Source organism: Variovorax paradoxus (genome assembly GCF_009755665.1).
GTDB classification, from domain to species: domain Bacteria; phylum Pseudomonadota; class Gammaproteobacteria; order Burkholderiales; family Burkholderiaceae_C; genus Variovorax; species Variovorax paradoxus_G.
The window spans coordinates 3884566-3902297 of the sequence record NZ_CP046622.1; the positions used below are offsets into that span (position 1 = coordinate 3884566).

General features: G+C 65.5%; 19 protein-coding genes. 10 read left to right on the forward strand and 9 right to left on the reverse strand.

Annotation, left to right across the window (positions count from 1 at the left end):
• The first annotated feature begins 28 nt into the window (after positions 1-28).
• The 9 genes from GOQ09_RS18065 (at position 29) to GOQ09_RS18105 (ending at position 7919) form a co-directional block, all read left to right on the forward strand.
• Positions 29-1297 (forward strand): ABC transporter substrate-binding protein, encoded by a 1269-nt coding sequence (locus GOQ09_RS18065; RefSeq protein WP_157614768.1) that lies wholly within the window; start codon positions 29-31, stop codon positions 1295-1297.
• Positions 1298-1301: 4 nt separating this feature from the next.
• A complete protein-coding gene (locus GOQ09_RS18070; RefSeq protein WP_157614769.1) occupies positions 1302-2219 on the forward strand; it encodes an ABC transporter permease in 918 nt (305 codons plus the stop codon).
• A gap of 182 nt (positions 2220-2401) precedes the next feature.
• On the forward strand, positions 2402-3292 hold the full coding sequence (locus GOQ09_RS18075) for an ABC transporter permease (protein WP_157614770.1): 891 nt from the start codon (positions 2402-2404) through the stop codon (positions 3290-3292).
• A 109-nt stretch (positions 3293-3401) separates the two neighbouring features.
• Positions 3402-4532 (forward strand): sterol desaturase family protein, encoded by a 1131-nt coding sequence (locus tag GOQ09_RS18080; RefSeq protein WP_157614771.1) that lies wholly within the window; start codon positions 3402-3404, stop codon positions 4530-4532.
• Positions 4529-5308, forward strand: a complete 780-nt coding sequence (locus GOQ09_RS18085; RefSeq protein ID WP_157614772.1) for a YaeF family permuted papain-like enzyme — start codon at positions 4529-4531, stop codon at positions 5306-5308. The genes GOQ09_RS18080 and GOQ09_RS18085 overlap by 4 nt, the downstream gene beginning before the upstream one ends.
• Positions 5298-6557 (forward strand): NAD(P)/FAD-dependent oxidoreductase, encoded by a 1260-nt coding sequence (locus GOQ09_RS18090; RefSeq protein WP_157614773.1) that lies wholly within the window; start codon positions 5298-5300, stop codon positions 6555-6557. The genes GOQ09_RS18085 and GOQ09_RS18090 overlap by 11 nt, the downstream gene beginning before the upstream one ends.
• 109 nt (positions 6558-6666) lie before the next feature.
• Entirely contained in the window at positions 6667-6879 is a 213-nt protein-coding gene (gene rpsU / locus GOQ09_RS18095; RefSeq protein ID WP_007833691.1) for a 30S ribosomal protein S21, read from the forward strand.
• Positions 6880-7002: 123 nt separating this feature from the next.
• Positions 7003-7452 carry a GatB/YqeY domain-containing protein gene (locus tag GOQ09_RS18100; RefSeq protein ID WP_157614774.1) on the forward strand — a complete coding sequence of 150 codons (450 nt, stop codon included), beginning with the start codon at positions 7003-7005 and terminating at the stop codon, positions 7450-7452.
• Entirely contained in the window at positions 7452-7919 is a 468-nt protein-coding gene (locus GOQ09_RS18105) for an NUDIX domain-containing protein (RefSeq protein ID WP_157614775.1), read from the forward strand. The genes GOQ09_RS18100 and GOQ09_RS18105 overlap by 1 nt, the downstream gene beginning before the upstream one ends.
• 36 nt (positions 7920-7955) lie before the next feature.
• Here GOQ09_RS18105 and GOQ09_RS18110 read toward each other — a convergent pair whose 3' ends face one another.
• Positions 7956-8711, reverse strand: coding sequence for a sulfite exporter TauE/SafE family protein (locus tag GOQ09_RS18110; protein ID WP_157614776.1), 756 nt, complete (start codon positions 8709-8711; stop codon positions 7956-7958).
• A gap of 102 nt (positions 8712-8813) precedes the next feature.
• Between GOQ09_RS18110 and GOQ09_RS18115 the strand changes: the two genes are divergently transcribed.
• Positions 8814-9719: a LysR family transcriptional regulator gene (locus GOQ09_RS18115; protein ID WP_157614777.1), complete on the forward strand. Its 906-nt coding sequence runs from the start codon at positions 8814-8816 to the stop codon at positions 9717-9719.
• A gap of 45 nt (positions 9720-9764) precedes the next feature.
• Here GOQ09_RS18115 and GOQ09_RS18120 read toward each other — a convergent pair whose 3' ends face one another.
• The 8 genes from GOQ09_RS18120 to GOQ09_RS18155 form a co-directional block, all read right to left on the reverse strand.
• Positions 9765-10814 carry an NAD(P)-dependent alcohol dehydrogenase gene (locus GOQ09_RS18120; RefSeq protein WP_157614778.1) on the reverse strand — a complete coding sequence of 350 codons (1050 nt, stop codon included), beginning with the start codon at positions 10812-10814 and terminating at the stop codon, positions 9765-9767.
• Positions 10815-10847: 33 nt separating this feature from the next.
• Complete coding sequence (locus tag GOQ09_RS18125; protein WP_157614779.1) at positions 10848-11951, reverse strand: ABC transporter ATP-binding protein; 1104 nt, start codon at positions 11949-11951, stop codon at positions 10848-10850.
• A 32-nt stretch (positions 11952-11983) separates the two neighbouring features.
• Positions 11984-12835: a carbohydrate ABC transporter permease gene (locus GOQ09_RS18130; protein WP_157614780.1), complete on the reverse strand. Its 852-nt coding sequence runs from the start codon at positions 12833-12835 to the stop codon at positions 11984-11986.
• A complete protein-coding gene (locus GOQ09_RS18135; protein WP_157614781.1) occupies positions 12817-13695 on the reverse strand; it encodes a carbohydrate ABC transporter permease in 879 nt (292 codons plus the stop codon). The genes GOQ09_RS18130 and GOQ09_RS18135 overlap by 19 nt, the downstream gene beginning before the upstream one ends.
• Positions 13692-14969 (reverse strand): ABC transporter substrate-binding protein, encoded by a 1278-nt coding sequence (locus tag GOQ09_RS18140; protein WP_157614782.1) that lies wholly within the window; start codon positions 14967-14969, stop codon positions 13692-13694. Before GOQ09_RS18140 ends, GOQ09_RS18135 begins: the two co-directional genes overlap by 4 nt.
• Before the next feature lie 175 nt (positions 14970-15144).
• Positions 15145-15675, reverse strand: a complete 531-nt coding sequence (locus GOQ09_RS18145; RefSeq protein ID WP_157614783.1) for a nucleoside 2-deoxyribosyltransferase — start codon at positions 15673-15675, stop codon at positions 15145-15147.
• 13 nt (positions 15676-15688) lie between these two features.
• A complete protein-coding gene (locus GOQ09_RS18150; RefSeq protein ID WP_157614784.1) occupies positions 15689-16642 on the reverse strand; it encodes a helix-turn-helix domain-containing protein in 954 nt (317 codons plus the stop codon).
• Positions 16639-17562: a helix-turn-helix transcriptional regulator gene (locus GOQ09_RS18155; protein WP_157616757.1), complete on the reverse strand. Its 924-nt coding sequence runs from the start codon at positions 17560-17562 to the stop codon at positions 16639-16641. The genes GOQ09_RS18150 and GOQ09_RS18155 overlap by 4 nt, the downstream gene beginning before the upstream one ends.
• Between the last annotated feature and the right edge of the window lie 170 nt (positions 17563-17732).

Sequence of the window (17732 nt, forward strand, 5' to 3'; positions counted from 1 at the left end):
CGCCACTTTTTTCCACGGAGACTCTTCCATGACCGATCCCATCGACTCGTCCGCCGGCCTCCAGCGCCGCACCCTGCTGCAAGGCACCGCCGGTATTTTGGCGACCGGCATCGCGCCCTTCGTGCATGCACAGGAAAAGATCGTGCTGCGCTACCTGGGCACGGCGGTGAACCAGGACAAGGCGATTGCTGAGAAGTTCAAGGCCGACACGGGCATCGAGATCCAGTACGTGGCCGTGACCACCGACGACGTGACCAAGCGCGCCGTGACTGCACCCAACAGCTTCGACCTGATCGACACCGAGTTCTTCTCGCTCAAGAAGATCGTGCCCACCGGCAACCTGAAGGGCATCGACACCAGGAAGATCAAGAACGCCGACAAGATCACCACGCTCTTCACCAAGGGCGAGGTTGCGGGCAAGGCGGTGGGCGACCAGGGCACCGCGCCCAAGAAGGTGATTTACCTCGAAGGAGAGAAGTCGAAGAAATTCGCCGCTGCGCCCACGCAGTTCATGTCGCTCATCCCCACGGTCTACAACGCCGACACGCTGGGAATTCGCCCCGACCTCATCAAGCGGCCGATCGGCTCCTGGGCCGAGCTGCTGAACCCTGAGTTCAAGGGCAAGGCAGCCATCTTGAACATTCCGTCGATCGGCATCATGGACGCGGCGATGGTGGTGGAGGCCAAGGGCATCCACAAGTACAAGGACAAGGGCAACATGACCAAGGCCGAGATCGACCTGACGATCAAGACCCTGATCGAAGCCAAGAAGGCCGGCCAGTTCCGTGCGCTGTGGAAGGACTTCAACGAGTCGGTCAACCTGATGGCTTCGGGCGAGGTGGTGATCCAGTCGATGTGGTCGCCGGCGGTTACTGCCGTGCGCACCAAGGGCATTCCCTGCAACTTCCAGCCGCTGAAGGAAGGCTACCGCGCCTGGGCCGCCGGCTTTGGCCTGCCCGCCACGCTCTCGGGCAAGAAGCTCGGCGGCGCCTATGAATTCATCAACTGGTTCCTCGATGGCTGGGCCGGCGCGTACCTCAACCGCCAGGGCTACTACAGCGCCGTGCTCGACACCGCCAAGGGCAAGATGGAAGCCTATGAGTGGGCCTACTGGATGGAAGGCAAGGCCGCCACGCAAGACATCACGGGCCCGAACGGGGACCTGCTGGCCAAGGCCGGCGCGGTGCGCGACGGCGGCAGCTACGAGCAGCGCATGGGCGGCATCGCCTGCTGGAACGCGGTCATGGACGAAAACGAGTACATGGTCCGCAAATGGAACGAGTTCGTCGCGGCCTGATCCTGTGAGCGCTCCCACCACCAGCGCACACGCGCCCAGCCCGTCCGTCCACGCCGTCAAGGCGTGGTGGCAGGCGGCGCCGTTCGCGCTGGTGTTCTTGCTGTTCTTCTTGATTCCACTGGCGCTGATCGCAATGGTCAGCCTGTGGAACTTCAACGAGTACGAGCTGATTCCGGCGGTGACGCTGCGCAACTACGCAAGCCTGTTCGAGGGCTGCTCGCAGCTCACCGACAACGGCGACCTGTGCGTCACGCTCAACACCTACCTGAGCACTTTCAAGTTCTGCCTGCTGGTGTGGGGCATCACGCTGCTCATCGGTTTTTCAGTGGCTTACTTCCTGGCGTTCCACGTGCGCTCGTCGACGATGCAGACGGTGCTGTTCGTGCTGTGCACGGTGCCGTTCTGGACCTCGAACGTGATCCGGATGATTTCGTGGGTGCCGCTCTTGGGCCGCAATGGGCTGGTCAACCAGATGCTGACCGGGCTCGGACTGGTCGAGCAGCCGGTCGAGTGGCTGCTGTTCTCCGATTTTTCAGTGGTGCTCGCCTTTGTGCACCTCTACACGATGTTCATGATCGTGCCGATCTTCAACAGCATGATGCGCATCGACCGTTCGCTGCTCGAAGCCGCCAGCGATGCAGGCGCCTCGGGCTGGCAGACGCTGTGGAACGTGGTGGTGCCGCTGTCGCGCACCGGCATCCTGATCGGCTCGATCTTCGTCATCACCATCGTGATGGGCGACTTCGTGACCATTGGCGTGATGGGTGGCCAGCAGATTGCCTCGATCGGCAAGATCATCCAGGTACAGACCTCGTACCTGCAGTTTCCGCTGGCTGCGGCCAACGCGATGATTCTGCTGGCAGTGGTGCTGATGATCATCTGGGGGCTCACCCGGCTTGTCGACATTCGCAAGGAACTCTGAGATGAAGCCTTGCTTCTCCGTTACTTCCGTTGTGCGTGAGGAGCCTTGCTCGGGGCGCGCACCAGTGCACAGGGCATCGGGTGCTCCCCGCAGCGAAATAAAGGAGGAGGCCGAAGGCCGGGGGACATTCGCGGAGGGGAGTACCCGGTGGCCTTTGCACACGCCCTGAAGGAAAAACACAAATGAGCCAACGCATAGGAGAACAACGCAGCCCAGGCTTCTGGCCCCTGGCAATCGTGTTCGCCCTCTTCGTGCTGTTCCTCTACGGCCCGATGATCACGATCTTCATCCTGAGCTTCCAGGGCCCCGAAGGCGGCCTCACCTTTCCCCTGCGCGGCGTTTCTCTGCACTGGTTCTACAAACTGGCCGAGGGCCTGGGCACCGTCGACATCGGCGCCGCGTTCAGGCGCTCGCTCGCACTGGGCGCGGTGGTGATGGCGTTCACCGTGGTGCTCTCGGTGCTGGCCGGCCTCGCATTCCGCAAGAAGCTCGCCGGCAGCAACGCCCTCTTCTTCGTGACGGTGGCGAGCCTCATCATGCCGTCGATCATCATTTCGCTCGGCATCGGCCTGCAGTTCCGGCTCATCGACACTGGCGTCAAGAGCCTGCTCGAGGCCATGGACGCAACCACGCTGCTCGAAGGGTACGGCACCGCGCTCGGCCTGTTCAGTTCCGCGCTTGGCGCCCACCTGACCTGGACCCTGCCCTTCGGCCTGCTCATCATGTTCGCGGTGTTCAACCGCTTCAACCCGGCCTACGAAGAAGCCGCGCGCGACCTCGGTGCCACGCCCTGGCAGACCTTCCGCCACGTGGTGCTGCCGCTGATCGGCCCTTCCATCGTCGGCATCGGCATGTTCGGCTTCACCCTGTCGTGGGACGAGATTGCACGCACCTCCCAGGCCATCGGCGACGTCAACACGCTGCCGCTCGAACTGCAGGGCCTGACCTCGACCGTCACTACGCCGTCGATCTATGCGCTGGGCACGGTGACCACCGTCGTGTCCCTGCTGGTGATGGCCGTGGCGCTGGGCGCGGCGGCGCTGCTGCGCCGGCGTGCCGTTCGGCCGCGCTAGCGCCGAAGACCGGCACCGCGTCTAGACCTTTTGGCGGACGTGGGCCTTTTCCTACAGCCGCCTAAAATCGCGCTCCAACAAAAGCGCAAACAACGAGAGAGAGGCGGGAATGCTCGACATCGACAAACTCAACGAATTCACCCAGAACCATGGCGAGCTGCAGCGCGGCCGTGGCCTGGTCACGGGAACCATCGCCCTGAGCCTGGGCATCCTGTGCTTCCTGGGGGTGCTGGCGTTCCACTTTCCGCAGTACCTCACGACGCCGGAGTTGCGCCGCAGCTACAACGTCGATGTGATGCGCTTCATTCTGCTGGCAGCCATGGTCATCTCGGGCGGGCTGGCGCTGGTGAACATCATCTTCAACCGCTCGCGCTGGCTCTCGTCGGCCGCGTTTTTGCTGGTGGCCGCGGCCGCGCTGCTGGGCGGGCACAAGGTGCCGGTGAACGACTTTGCCGACAACACCCCGTACATCGGCCTCGACTGGTTCATTCTCGACCTGCTGGGCTCGTCGCTGATCTTCATCTTCATCGAGAAGCTGTTCGCGTTGCGCAAGGACCAGCCGGTGTTTCGCGCCGAATGGCAAACCGACTTTCATCACTTTGTGGTGAACCACATGATCGTGGGCTTCGTGCTGCTGGCCACCAACCTGATGGTGCACAAGTTCTTCGGCTGGGCCGCCAACGACGGCATTCGCGGCTGGGTGGGCAACCTGCCGTTCTGGGCCGGGCTGCTGCTGATCATTCTGGTGGCGGACCTGGTGCAGTACTGGACCCACCGCGCCTACCACGAGGTGCCGGTGCTCTGGCGCCTGCACGCGGTGCACCACAGCGTGAAGAGCATGGACTGGATGGCCGGCTCGCGCCAGCACATTCTCGAGCTGCTGATCACCCGCACGCTGGTGCTCGCGCCGATCTACGTGTTCGGCTTTTCGAAGGAAGTGATCGACGCATACATCGTGGTGGTGGGCTTTCAGGCGGTGTTCAACCACTGCAACGTGAGCGTTCGGCTGGGCCCGCTGCGCTACATCATCGTGACGCCCAACTTCCATCACTGGCACCACAGCCAGGACGTGGAGGCGCTCGACAAGAACTATTCGGCGCACTACGCCTTTCTTGACTACATCTTCGGCACCGCGGTGAAGAGCACCAAGCTCTGGCCCGAGAAATACGGCGTGCTGGGCGACTACGTGCCCAACGGCTTCTTCAAGCAGCTGAAGTTCCCGTTCGTCTGGAAGGGATGATGCGTACCGCCCTTCTCATGGCGGCGGCCACCGCGGCGCTGCTTCTTACGGCCTGCGCCACGCGGGTCGACCTGCCCTCCAAGGACACCAGCTTGCGCCTGCGCGTGCAAAGCTCGGTCATTGCGCCCGGCAACGGGGGCGAGCTCATCGCCGCCGATGCGCTGCAGCCAGGCGACATCCTGCTGACCTCCATTGCAACGGTCAATTCCTTCGGCATTCGCCTGGGCACCTTCTCGCCGGTGAGCCATGCAGTGCTTTACCTGGGCGACGGCCTGATTGCCGAAGCCGTGGGCACCGGCGTGCGTGCGCGGCCCGTGGCCGACGTGGTGGACGAAGAACAGATGGTGGTCGCCTTTCGCGTGCCCGGACTTGAAGCCACGGGCGTCGAAAAACTCCGCGCCTGGGCCAACTCGCAGGTCGGCACCCGCTACAACACCACCGGCGTGCTGCTGAACGCGCCGTTCGTGCTGAACCGGCGCCTGTGCGAGCTGCCGCTGATTCCTTCGGCCGTGAGCCACTACTGCATCAGCGGCATGGCCATGGTGCAGCTGGGCGCGAGCCGCGACGACCAGTTCTTCTGCTCCCAATTTGTGCTCGAAGCCTACCGCCAGGCCGGCATGCCGATCACCGACGCCGACCCGCGCTGGGTGAGCCCGGCCGACCTGCTGCACATGCGCGAAGGCGACGTGCCCTCGATTGCCGCCACGCAGCCGCTGCGCTACGTCGGGCACCTGAAGTACAACGCGCCGCCGCTTCTTGCGGCCGATGGCCCCTGATTTCCCTCGCACCGATTTGAGCGCTCCTTTCCAGTTCGATGTCGTCGTGGTCGGCGCGGGTGCGGCCGGGCTCTTCTGCGCCGGGCTGGCGGGCCAGCGCGGGCTCAGGGTGCTGCTGGTCGACCACAGCGAGAAGGTCGGCGAGAAGATCCGCATCTCGGGCGGTGGCCGCGCCAACTTCACCAACCGCGACCTCGACGTACGCGCCCCGCAGCGCCACTTCATCGGCGACAACCCGAATTTCTGCCGCTCGGCGCTGTCGCGCTATGCCCCGCAGCAGTTCATCGAACTGGTGCAGAAGCACGGCATTGCCTTTCACGAGAAGCACAAGGGGCAGCTGTTCTGCGACGGTTCGTCGCAGCAGATCGTCGACATGCTGCTGGCCGAGTGCGATGCGGGCCATGTCACCCGCTGGCAGCCTTGCAAGCTCGGAAAAATCACGTTCTCGGCGGCTGAAGACGGTACGGTGGGCCCGGGTAGCTACCGAATCGATAGCAGCAAAGGCCCGATCGAAACGCCCAAGCTGGTGGTCGCCACCGGTGGCCTGTCGATTCCGCAGATCGGTGCCAGCGATTTCGGCTACCGCCTGGCCGAGCAGTTCGGCCTGCGCGTAGTCACCCCCCGCCCGGCCCTGGTGCCGCTGACCTTCGGCGGCGAGGCCTGGGCGCCGTACGCCGAACTGGCCGGGCTGGCGCTGCCGGTGCGCATCGAAACCGGGGCCAAGAAGGAAAAGATGGCGTTCCTCGAAGACCTGCTGTTCACGCACCGCGGGCTTTCGGGGCCGGCCGTGCTGCAGATTTCGAGCTACTGGAAGCCCGGAACGCCGCTGACGCTCGACTTTGCGCCAGGGGTGAACGTGGCCGAAGCCCTGGGCGAAGCCAAGCTCCGCTCGAAGAAGCGCATTGCCAACGAACTGGCGGCGCTGGTGCCCTCCCGGCTGGCGGACGCCTGGGTCGGGCAAGACCCCTCCCTGCAGCGCCCGGTCAACGAAGCCGCCGACAAGGCGCTGACAGCGCTGGCCGAGCGCATTGCCCGCTGGCAGATCACCCCCAGCGGCACCGAGGGCTACAAAAAGGCCGAGGTCACGGCGGGCGGTGTCGACACCCGCGATTTGTCTTCCCAGACCATGGAATCGAAGCAGCCGGGCCTTTATTTCATCGGCGAAGTGGTCGATGTCACCGGTTGGTTGGGCGGATACAACTTTCAATGGGCCTGGGCGAGCGCACATGCGTGCGCAACCGCGCTATAATCGCGGGCTAACTTTGGCCTTCCCTCAACGGCCGCAAAATTTTTCAGTTGAGGAACCCCGGCTTGGGGCCTCGATCTCCCCGAGCCAAATTCAGTTCAACGAATCATCAATGACCACCATCCGCGTTAAAGAAAACGAGCCTTTCGACGTCGCCCTGCGCCGCTTCAAGCGCACCATCGAAAAGCTCGGCCTGCTGACCGATCTGCGTGCCCGCGAGTTCTACGAAAAGCCGACCGCCGAGCGCAAGCGCAAGAAGGCAGCTGCCGTCAAGCGCCACTACAAGCGCGTGCGCAGCATGCAGCTCCCCAAGAAGCTGTACTGATGCCCGTTGGCAACAGGGTCGCCGGCCTTTGACGCAAGTCGGCCCAGCGACCCGATTGCTGCCTCAGCCGCGCCAGGGAAACCTGCCGCGGCTTTTGTTTTTTCCGAACCAGGAGCCCCGAGCATGAGCCTCAAGGAACAGATCACCGAAGACATGAAGACCGCGATGCGCGCCAAGGACTCGGAGCGCCTTGGCACCATCCGCCTGCTGATGGCCGCCCTGAAGCAGAAGGAAGTGGACGAGCGCGTGGAGCTCGACGACGCCATGATCGTTGCCATCGTCGACAAGATGGTCAAGCAGCGCAAGGACTCGATTGCCGCCTTCACCACCGGCGGCCGCGCCGACCTGGCCGACAAGGAATCGGCCGAGATCAAGGTGCTCGAGGTCTACCTGCCGCAGCGCATGAGCGCCGACGAAGTGGCCACCGAGGTCAAGGCCATCGTGGCCGAGCTGGGCGCCAAGGGCCCCGGCGACATGGGCAAGGTGATGGGCGCGGTCAAGACCCGCCTCGCCGGCAAGGCCGACATGGGCCAGGTGAGCGCGGCGGTCAAGGCCGCTCTCGCGGGCGCCTGATGAACGACGGCGGCTGCGCCACCACCGTCCTGAAGGCCTGCGCCTGCCTTGTCGACGCACGGGGCCGGCTGCTGGTGTTCCGCCATCCCGGCGACGGGAACATGCAGTTGCCCAAGGGCACCATCGAGCCCGGCGAGTCGCCCGAGGTGGCGGTGCGCCGCGAACTGCTCGAGGAATCGGGCATCGACCACGTCGGCGAACTGCAATCGCTCGGCACGTTGCACCGCGACTGCGAGGCCGGCACCGAGGGCAACACGCTGCGCCATCCGCAGCTGTGGCACCTGTTCCTGATGCGCGCCGAAGCCCCGCTGCCCGAAACCTTCGACCACGTGGCCATGGGCAGCCCGGAGGAAGACGGCCTGGTGTTCTCGTTCAGCTGGCTGGCGCAAGGCGACGACGTCGAGAACTTCACCCTGCCCTACCGGCAAGCCATCGAGCGCGTCCGCGAAGCCCTGCTCGCGGCCTGAGGCTGCGCTGCCGCGGCGGCGGCGGCGGCAATAGCTTCACCCCAGCGCGCGCGCCACCATATAGAGCCCCAGCAGCGCCAGCCCGGCCAGAAAGCAGCGCCGGAACACCGCCACCGGCAGCCGCTTGCGCAACCACGTGCCCAGCGCCATGCCGCCAATGGCAGGCAGCAGCATCGCGATGGACCCGCCGAGCGCCGACACCGGATACTCCCCGTTCCCCACGAGCCCGACGGCGAGCACCACGGTCGACGTGGTGAATGAAATGCCCATCGCCTGGATGAGCGCATCGCGCTGGAACCCCAACCCCTGCATGTAAGGCACGGCCGGCATCGCGAACACCCCCGTCACCGCGGTGACCAGGCCCGTCGCCGCGCCCACGACAGGGCCGAGCCAGCGCTCACGCCCCTGCGGCACATGCAGTTGCCGGCCCGTGAGCCCCCATAGCGCATAGGCCACCAGCGCCACACCGAGCGCCACCGACGCCCATGCGCCGCCGGGCACGCCGAGCCACAACGCGCCACCCAGGGTGCCCGCCACGATGCCGGCCTGCATGCCGCCGATGCGGCGCAGCACCGGCTTGAAAGTCGCACGCGGCCCGGTCTGCCAGATATTGGTGACGAGCGACGGCACTATCAGCAAGGCGGCCGCCTGGGCCGGCGGCATCCAGAGCGCGAGCAGCGCCATCGCCACGGTCGGCAGGCCCAGCCCGATCACCCCCTTGACCGTGCCAGCCAGCAGAAACACAGCGGCGGCAGCAAGCCATTGGCCTGCCAGTTGGTTCGATATTTCCATCGATACCCAGTCTGCCGGCCGGGCCTGCGCCTGCAAATGCGGCTTTGGCGCAGCCGGCCTCAGGCACAGACTGAGGCTCCCGTGCTACCTTGCGGGCTCACCATGCGATTCGACCTCACAGACCTTCGGCTGTTTCTTCACGTTGTGGAAGCCGGCAGCCTCACCGCCGGCGCACAGCGTTCGCACATGACGCTCGCTTCGGCCAGCCAACGCGTGCGCGGCATGGAAGACGCGCTCGGCAGCCCGCTGCTCACACGGCACGCGCAAGGCGTGCGCCCCACCGAGGCGGGCCGCACGCTGCTGCACCATGCGCGCGTCGTGCTGCAGCAGATGGAGCGCATGCGCGGCGAGCTTGGCGAGTACGGACAGGGCCTCAAGGGCCACGTGCGGTTCATGTGCGGCACCTCGGCGCTGAACGAGCACCTGCCCGAGGTGCTGAGCCGCTTTCTCGCACAGCACCCGCGCATCTCGGTCGACCTGGAAGAGCGCCCCAGCCCCGACTCTGTGGAGGCGCTGCGTGCGGGCCTCTGCGACATCGGCATCGTTTCCGACGCGGTCAGCACCGAAGGCCTCGAGTGCCACGCGTTCCGCCGTGACGACCTCGTGCTCGTGATGCCGCGCGGGCACGCGCTGGCCGGACGGCGACGCGTGCACCTCGCCGAGGTGGCCGACAGCGAATTCGTCGGCCTGACGGAGGACAGCGCGCTGCAGCGGCTGGTAACCCAGCATGCCCGCGCCATGGGCAAGCAGTTGGCCTACCGCGTGCGCGTGCGCAACTTCGAGGCAGTGTGCGGCATGGTCGAGCACGGCATCGGCGTGGGCATCGTGCCGCAGACCGCCGCCGTGCGCTGCTCCCGCTCGATGAAGATCGCGCGCGCCGGGCTGAGCGATGCGTGGGCCGAGCGCACGCTGATGGCCTGCGTACGCTCGTCGGAAGACCTGCCGCTCAACGCGCGTCGAATGCTGGAGCATTTGCTGGCACCGCCCGAGAACGCGGCGGCAAAGTAACCGCGCCCTACCGGCATCGCTGCCTCACTTGCGGCCGACGCAGGCTCACGCCGCAGCAGGTTCGGGAAACTCGATCTGTATCTTCACGTCGGTCGCCTTGCCCGCCGCGGCTTCCTCGAAGGCCTTGATACCGTCTTCGAACACGAAGGTGCGCGAGATGAACGGTTTCACGTTCACCTGCCCCGAGGCGATCAGCGCGAGCGCGCGCGGAAAGATGTTGGCGTAGCGAAAGACAGATTCGATGCGCACTTCCTTCGCCTGGATGGCGACGATGTCGAAGGCCACCTTGGCGGGCGGAATGCCCACCAGCACCAGGCACCCGCCGGGGCACAGCAGGTCGAAGATGCCGTCGAAGGCGCGCGTGCTGCCGCTGGCTTCGAACACCACGTTGGCGCCCCAGCCGTCGGTGAGCGTCTTCACGGTTTCCGCAAGATCGGTGTCGCGCACATTGACCGTGGTCACTGCGGGATTGCCGGCAAACAGCGCCAGCTTCTCAGGAACCAGATCGGCAAGGATCACGCGCGCCGCACCACCCGCGAGCGCGGCCAGCGCCGTCATGGCGCCGATGGTGCCGGCACCGACGACAACCGCCACGTCGCCGGGCTTGAGCACCGCCTTTTTCGCGGCCTGCAGGCCGATGGCCAGCGGCTCGACGATGGCACCTTCGCCAAAGCTCACGTTGTCCGGCAGGCGAAAGGTGAATGCGGCCGGATGCACGACGAACGGCGTGAGACAACCGTGGATGGGCGGCGTGGCCCAGAAGCGCACGGCCGGATCGAGGTTGTAGATGCCTTCGCGCGTTGCGCGCGAGTCCATCTGCGGAATGCCGGGCTCCATGCACACGCGGTCGCCGGGCTTCAGGTGCGTGACTTCGGCCCCCACTTCGGCCACCACGCCTGAGGCTTCGTGGCCGAGGATCATCGGCTCATCGACCGTGTAGGGGCCGATGCCTCCGTGCTGGTAGTAATGAACATCGCTGCCGCAGACGCCCACGGTGTGCATGCGGATCTTTACGTCGCGCGGCCCCACGTGCAGGGGAACCTCGACGTCGCGCAGCGTGAGTTCGCGCGCCTTTTCCAGAACAAGTGCTCTCATGTCGATCTTTCGCTAAGGGTGTGCTTGAGGGTTTCAGTGCAAGGGCGTGTCGGCGCGCAGCAGCGAGGCGCCGGTTTCAACATCGAACAGGTGCACCTGCAACGGGTCGGGCACGAAGCTGACGCGCTCGCGCAGCCGCGGCCCCTGGGCCGAGGGCATCAGGGCGGAAATTTCGCCGCCATCCGCGCCAAAGCTCACCAGCACTTCGTTGCCGAGATATTCGATGAGCTGTACCTCGCCGGAAAAACAGCCATTGCGCCCGCCGTTCGTGTCCACCTGCAGGTGCGCGGGGCGCACCCCCAGGGTCACGCGCTCGCGGCCTTCGAGCGCGAAGCGGCGCGCATCCACCTGCACGCTGCCGCCCCGGCCGCTCAGTTCGCAGCGCCCGCCAAGGTCCCTGACCGACACCTCGACGAGGTTCATTGGCGGTGTGCCGATGAAGCCGGCCACGAAGGCCGAGCGCGGGCGTTCGAAAATCTCCTTGGGCGAGCCCACCTGCTCGATGCTTCCGTCGCGAAGCAGCACGATGCGGTCGGCGAGCGTCATCGCCTCGTGCTGGTCATGCGTCACGTACACGGTGGTGGTCTTCAATGCCTGGTGCAGCCGGGCGATTTCGATGCGCATGTGGTTGCGCAGCTTGGCATCGAGGTTCGACAGCGGCTCGTCGAACAGGAAGACCTTGGGCGTCTTGATCATGGCGCGCGCAATTGCCACGCGTTGCTGCTGGCCGCCCGAAAGTTCCGCCGGCTTGCGCTGCAGGTAGCGCTCCAGCCCCAGCGTGTCGGACACCTCCTTGATGCGGCTGTCGATCTCGGCCTTGGGCACCTTCAGGCGCTTGAGGCCGAAGGCGATGTTGTCGCGCACCGTCATGTGCGGATAGAGCGCGTAGTTCTGGAACACCATGGCAATGCCGCGCTCCTGCGGCGGCAGGTCGTTCACGCGCCGGCCGCCGATCAGCAGGTCGCCATCGCTGATTTCTTCCAGCCCCGCCAGCATGCGCAGGATGGTCGACTTGCCGCAGCCCGAAGGCCCGAGGAACACGACGAACTCGTTGTCCGACACTTCCAGGTCGAACTGGTGCACGACCTGCGTGTCGCCGTAGCGCTTGATGATGTTGTTGCAGCTGATCGCGGACATGGTCTGCCTTCCGGAAAGTTGATCGGCCCGGCTCATGCGCCGTCCCGCTTGCGCTTGAACGCGGCGTTGAGAAAGCCGCTGAGCACCCCGACCATCAACAGCGGCGGCAGCGACAGCAGGATGACGGAGGCATTCAGAATGCCCCAGGGCACGTCGCGCCCCAGTTGGCTGAGCTCCGAGGCGACGATGGGCAGTGTCTTGGCGTCCGAGGTGGTGAGCATCAGCGCAATGAGAAACTCGTTCCACACCAGCACGAAGCCGAAGGCGATGGCGCCGATCAGCGAGCGAGCGGCAATCGGCAGCGACACGCGAAAGAAGATGGCGTAAGGCCCGTAGCCGTCGACCCTGCCGGCCTCCTCCACCTCCTTGGGCACCGCCTTGAAGGCCGGGATTGCGAGCCAGATCACGGTCGAGAGCGTGAGCAGCGTGTAGGTCACGATGAGCGCAATGCGGGTGTCGTACAGCTCCAGCTGCAGCCAGATCACCATCAGCGGAATGGCGACGGCAACCGGCGGCAGGAACCGCATCGACAACACGAAGAACTGGATGTCGTTGGCCCAGCGCAGCGGGTAGCGCGCCAGCGCATAGGCGGCAGGCAGCCCCAGCACCGCGCCAATGACCACAGCCGAGCCGACCACCACCAGCGAGTTGACCAACCCGCTGGCCACGGAATCGCGGCCGAGCACGTAGAGGTAGTTTTCGAGTGTCGGCGTGAAAATGAACTTGGGTACCGCCGAGACGATGTCCACCCGGTTCTTGAACGAGTTGATGAACGTCCACAGCACCGGCACCAGTGCGGAGAGCCCCGCGCCCACCAGCACCAGGCGCGCAAGCAGCGTGCCAAGGGAGAACGGCTTCTTCTTGTTCACGAGGGTCGTGTCCATTTCCAGATGTAGGTGAATGCCACGGTCGAGGCGACCATCATCAGCACCGCCATGCTCGACGCGTACGAAATGCGGCCCGACTCGATGAAGCCCTGCGAGAAGGCATACATGTCCAGCGTTTCGGTGGAGATGCCGGGGCCGCCGCGCGTCATCACGTAGATCAGATCGAACGCGCGCAGCGACTCGACCATCTTCACGAAGGCCAGGCTGATGAGCGGCGCCTTCAGCATCGGCAACGCCACGTAGGCGTAGACCTCCCACGTCTTCGCGTGGTCCATGCGCGCGGCCTCGAAAGGCTGCGGCGGCAGCGTTTCGAGCAGCTTGAGCACGATGACGGCAAAGAACAGCCCCCACTGCCACACGTCCACGAAAGCCACGGTCAGCAGCGCCGTCACCGGGCTGGCAAGCAGGTCCAGCGGCTCGCCGGTAATGGCCTTGTACGGCCAGGTCAAAAGGCCGAACAACGGATGGAAGGCAAACTTCCATACGAAGGCGGCCGACACGCGCGGCAGCAGCACCGGCACGATGAACAGCATCGAGAGCACGTTGCGCCAGCGCGGTGTCGCGCATTGAAAGAGCAGCACGCCAAGCAGCACGGCCAAGCCCATGGTGGCGCTGACGGTCAGCACTTCCCACGTCAGCGACACCCCCACCGAGTTCAGGAAGCGCCGGTCGGAAAACAGCTGGACATAGTTCGACAACCACACCCAGCTCGAATCGGCCTGCCCCAGCTCACGGTCCTGCAGCGAGATGACGATGGCAAACAGCGTGGGCACCAGCGCCAGAACGGCCAGCACCAGCAGCCCCGGCCCGATGAAGACGGCCGGAAGCCTTGTCTTGTTGCGCCTTGTCTTCTTCACTTCTTGCGTCGCGCGATCAGCTGCTTGGCGTAGGCGTCGAGTTCATCCAGCCCGCCCTTGATGTCGCTGCGCGAGCCGGTGATCAGCTCTTCGAGAATGATTCCCCAGCGGTCGCCCAGGTCGGGCCAGGCCGCGTCCTGCCAGAAGTTCACCGCCGTGAGCTTGCCGGTGTCCGCCAGCGCCTTGCCCAGGTCGGCGCCATAGCGCTTGGCGAACTCGGGGCTGCCGAGCACGCTGGTGCGGTTCAGCTCGCCGAACTGGCCTTCGGCAAGCCGACGCTGCTCGTTCTTCTTGGAGGTGGCCCAGGCGATGAACAGGCCCGCGCACTTCTTCGCCTCTTCGGTCTTGTTGGCCTTGGTGCCGATGGCCAGCCCGTGGCCGTAGCCGCCGCCCGTCAGCGGCGAAGGCGGCGGCAGGTAGGCAACCTTGCCGATCACGGTGGACATCTTCGGGTCGAGCGCATTGCCCGCCAGCGGTGTCGATTCGATCAGCATCGCCACCTTGCCGGCCAGGAATGCGCCCGTGGACTCGTCCCATCCGCCGGTCTTTGTGCCCGGCGCCGAATACTTGAACAGTTCGAGATACGTCTGCGTGGCCTTCACCGCCGCAGGCGAGTTGAACACCGGCTTGTCGCCGTCGAACCACTGGCCGCCGTTGCCGCGGAAGAACGGCATCCAGCGCCACACGTTGGCGCCCGAGCCGCGCTGGCCCCGCAAGGCCACGCCGTAGATCCCGCTGGCGGGGTCGTTGAGCTTCTTCGCGGCGGCGACGAACTCCTCCAGCGTGGCCGGTGGCTTGATGCCGGCCTTTTCGAGCAGGTCCTTGCGGTACACCAGCAGGTCGCCGCCGCCGGTGAGCGGCGCAAACCAGACCTCGCCGCCGAAGGTGGCCACCTTCTGCCGGCCGGGGTCGAAGTCCGCGTAGTCGTAGTCGGCAGGGTAGTACCTGGCGAGCGGCGCGATCCATTTCGACTGCGCGAACAGCGGCACGTTGGCCTCGTCGACGTAGTACACGTTGTACTTGCCGACAGTGGAAGCATCGGCGCGCGTCTTGGTGCGGCGGTCGTTTTCGTTGAGGTTGTCGATGCTGAAGGAGGCGCCGCTCAGGCTCTTGAACTCGTCCTTGTACTTTTCGAGCAGGGTCAGGCCGTCGCGGGGCTGCGACAGCACGCGCACGTCTTCCTTGCAGACCTGGGCCTGTGCCTGGCCCCAGGTGGCCAGCGCTGCCAGCAGCATGGCGCCGGCCGTGATGCGGCGTGTGGTTCGAGTCGACATCGTTCGTCTCCTAGTGGCTTGTTGTGGATTGCCGGCAACTTGCCGGCGAGTGGACGGCAGAAGCAGGAGGGACGAAGCGTATGCAGCCGATGCCCGGCGCCGCGTACACGCAGACCGGTTGACTGGTATTTTTATGACCAGCCGGCTCGGGGTTTTGCCGGGGGTCAGGGTTGTATCAGGCGAGCAGTTCCGCCATCTTCGACAACGCCGCCTCGGGCGTCGGCGCAATGTGGATCGAGCAGGCCAGCATGAGGTTCAGCGGCTGTCCGAAGTCCTCCACCGCAATGCCGCTGCCGTTTTCGCGCAGCACGCCGGCCGAATCGAGCGCGCACGGCAAGGCGGACCTGGCGCGGTCCGCATAGCTGCCTTCCGGAACGCCATAGGCCACGACGGGAATGCCGAGCGCCACCGCGGCGCCGACTTCGAACACCGTGCCCGAATCAGGCTCCAGGCCACGAAAGCTCGCCAGATTGGCCACCACGCCGTCGGCACAGCGAAGACGCAGCATGTTCGCCTCGTAGATGCGCTTCTCGGGTGCTTCGGCACTCAGCTCCTCATTGCCGTCGGCCGGCAGCAGCGCCGCAAGCCCCAGTGCCTCGCATGCCGCCGCAAGCCGCACAAAGTGGTCACGGGCGTCGGGGCGAAAGACGTCCGGCCCAGCGAGGTAGATGCGCGGGCGTGGCGGGGGCTGAGGGTCTTCTTTCATGGACACCGCATTTTCAAGCCGCCGCAGCAGCAACCGGCGTGTTCTGCGCCGTACGAAGTCCGAACCGGTCTTGCGCCTGCTGCCGGTAGGCGGAGGGTGTCATGCCCTTGAGCTGAAGAAAACGCCGGTTGAAATTGGCGAGGTTCGAAAAACCCACCTCATAACAGATGTCGCTCACCAGCCGGTCCGACACTTGCAGCATCTCGCAGGCCTTCGAAATGCGCAGACGGGTGACGAAGTCGGTGAAGGTGCTGCCCATGTGCTTGTGAAAGTAGCGCGAGAAGCTGCTTTCGGCCATGTTGGCCACCGCACACACGGCCGGCAGCGAAAGGTCTTCGGTGAGGTGTTGGTCGAGGTAATCGAGCACGCGGCGCATGCGCGAGTTTGCGCTCGGGTCTTCGCCCAGCGGGCCGGCGGCACTCGAAATCTGGCGGTAGTCCTCCCAGTTCGCGAGCTCGTGCAGCAGGCCGATGAACTCCGAGAGCCGGGCCAGGCCCTCCTGCGCCTGAACACGCGCAAAGCGCTCCCGCACACGCTCGCCCATACCGAAGAACTCGACGCCGAGCTTCGCGCGCTCGAGCATCGGCAGCACCGCTTCCAGCTCGGGGAACAATCCCACGCCCTTGCGCAACGGCTCGTCGCGAAAATGAATGACCATGCTGCGGTCGGCAATGCCCTCGGGCGGCACGCCGTCCGAAATCCAGGTGTGCGGCAGGCGCCCGCCCACAAGCGCCACGTAGCCGGGCTCGAAGCGTCCGATGTGGTTGCCGACATAGGCATCGCCGCTGCTGCAATTGATGATCTGCAGCTCGTACTCGTCGTGGTAATGCCAGCAGTCGAATGGCCACGGCACGCCGTGCTGCAGGCAGCGCACGGAGCTCCCGCCCGCCGGCTCGAATCCGAGCCGCGGATCGCGCATCAGTTCATGTTCGAGTTCTGGCTTTCGCGTGGTGTGGTGTCTGCTCATGGCGTCTCTCGGGGGTGGCTTGCTTGCCTGTCCGGCCCTGGCGCCTTGGCCAGCCCGGCATCGGCCTGGCTGCGAAACTGCCGCGGCGTAACGCCGTTGCGCAGCCTGAACCGGCGGCTGAAGTAAACCGCATCGCCAAAGCCGCATTGCCGCGCGACGTCGGCGATGCGGGCGTTCGAGGTCAGCAGCAATTCCTTCGCGCGCTCCAGCCGGCGCTCGGTCACCAGTTCGGTGAAGGTGCGGTGGGTCTGCTTCTTGAGCAGGTGTGCAAGGTAGTTGGGGGACAGCATGGCCGCCGCGGCGGCATCGTTGAGCGACATTTCCTCGGCCAGGTGCTCGCGCACATAGCGCATCACGCGCTGCAGCGCATCGCCGGTCGAGCTGCGGCCGCTCTGCAGCGCGGCCTGCGCGAGCAGCTGGGCCTCGTGCCGGTCGCAGGCGAGCCCCATCAGCTGCAGCAGAATGCCGCGGATCGCGCCCACGCTGCCGAAGCGCCGCTCGCGGTTGAGCACGGCAAGCTCTTCGAGCCAGCCGAGGATGCGCGCGAAATCGGCGTCGCCGAAATGAAAGTCCATGTACTCCTGGAACAGGAAGGGCGCGAGCTCGGGCTGGCGCGACACGGGCACCTCTTCAAGATCGAGCGCCTCGACCGGCAGCTCGGGCCAGAGGAACCCCTGGTCGAAGTTCACGATGGCGTAGCGGGCGCCGGGCGGGTGCGGCACCACGTGCACACGGTAAGGCAGCACAAAGCTCAGGTGCCCGGCAGTAAACGGGCGCACCGCGCCGCCCACCACCTGCTGCGAGCCGCCGTGGATGCTCACCTGAATCTGGAAATACTCATGCCGGTGCGGCCGTGCCAGCACGTCCCGCGCGCCTTCGAAGCGGATGTCGAAGTCGAGGTGGTTCGCGCGCTCCTGCATGCCGTAGAGGCGAAGGCTGGATTGAAGGGCCGACATGGCGCGATGGTAAGCCTTTGCCCCGGGGCCGCCGAGCGGCGGCGGTGTTGCTTGCGTCCTGTTTTTGCGTAGATGCGTGCGGTAGCGCGGCGGCAGCGCGTTCCAGAATGATCCAGCCGGCCCGGCCGGCTTTC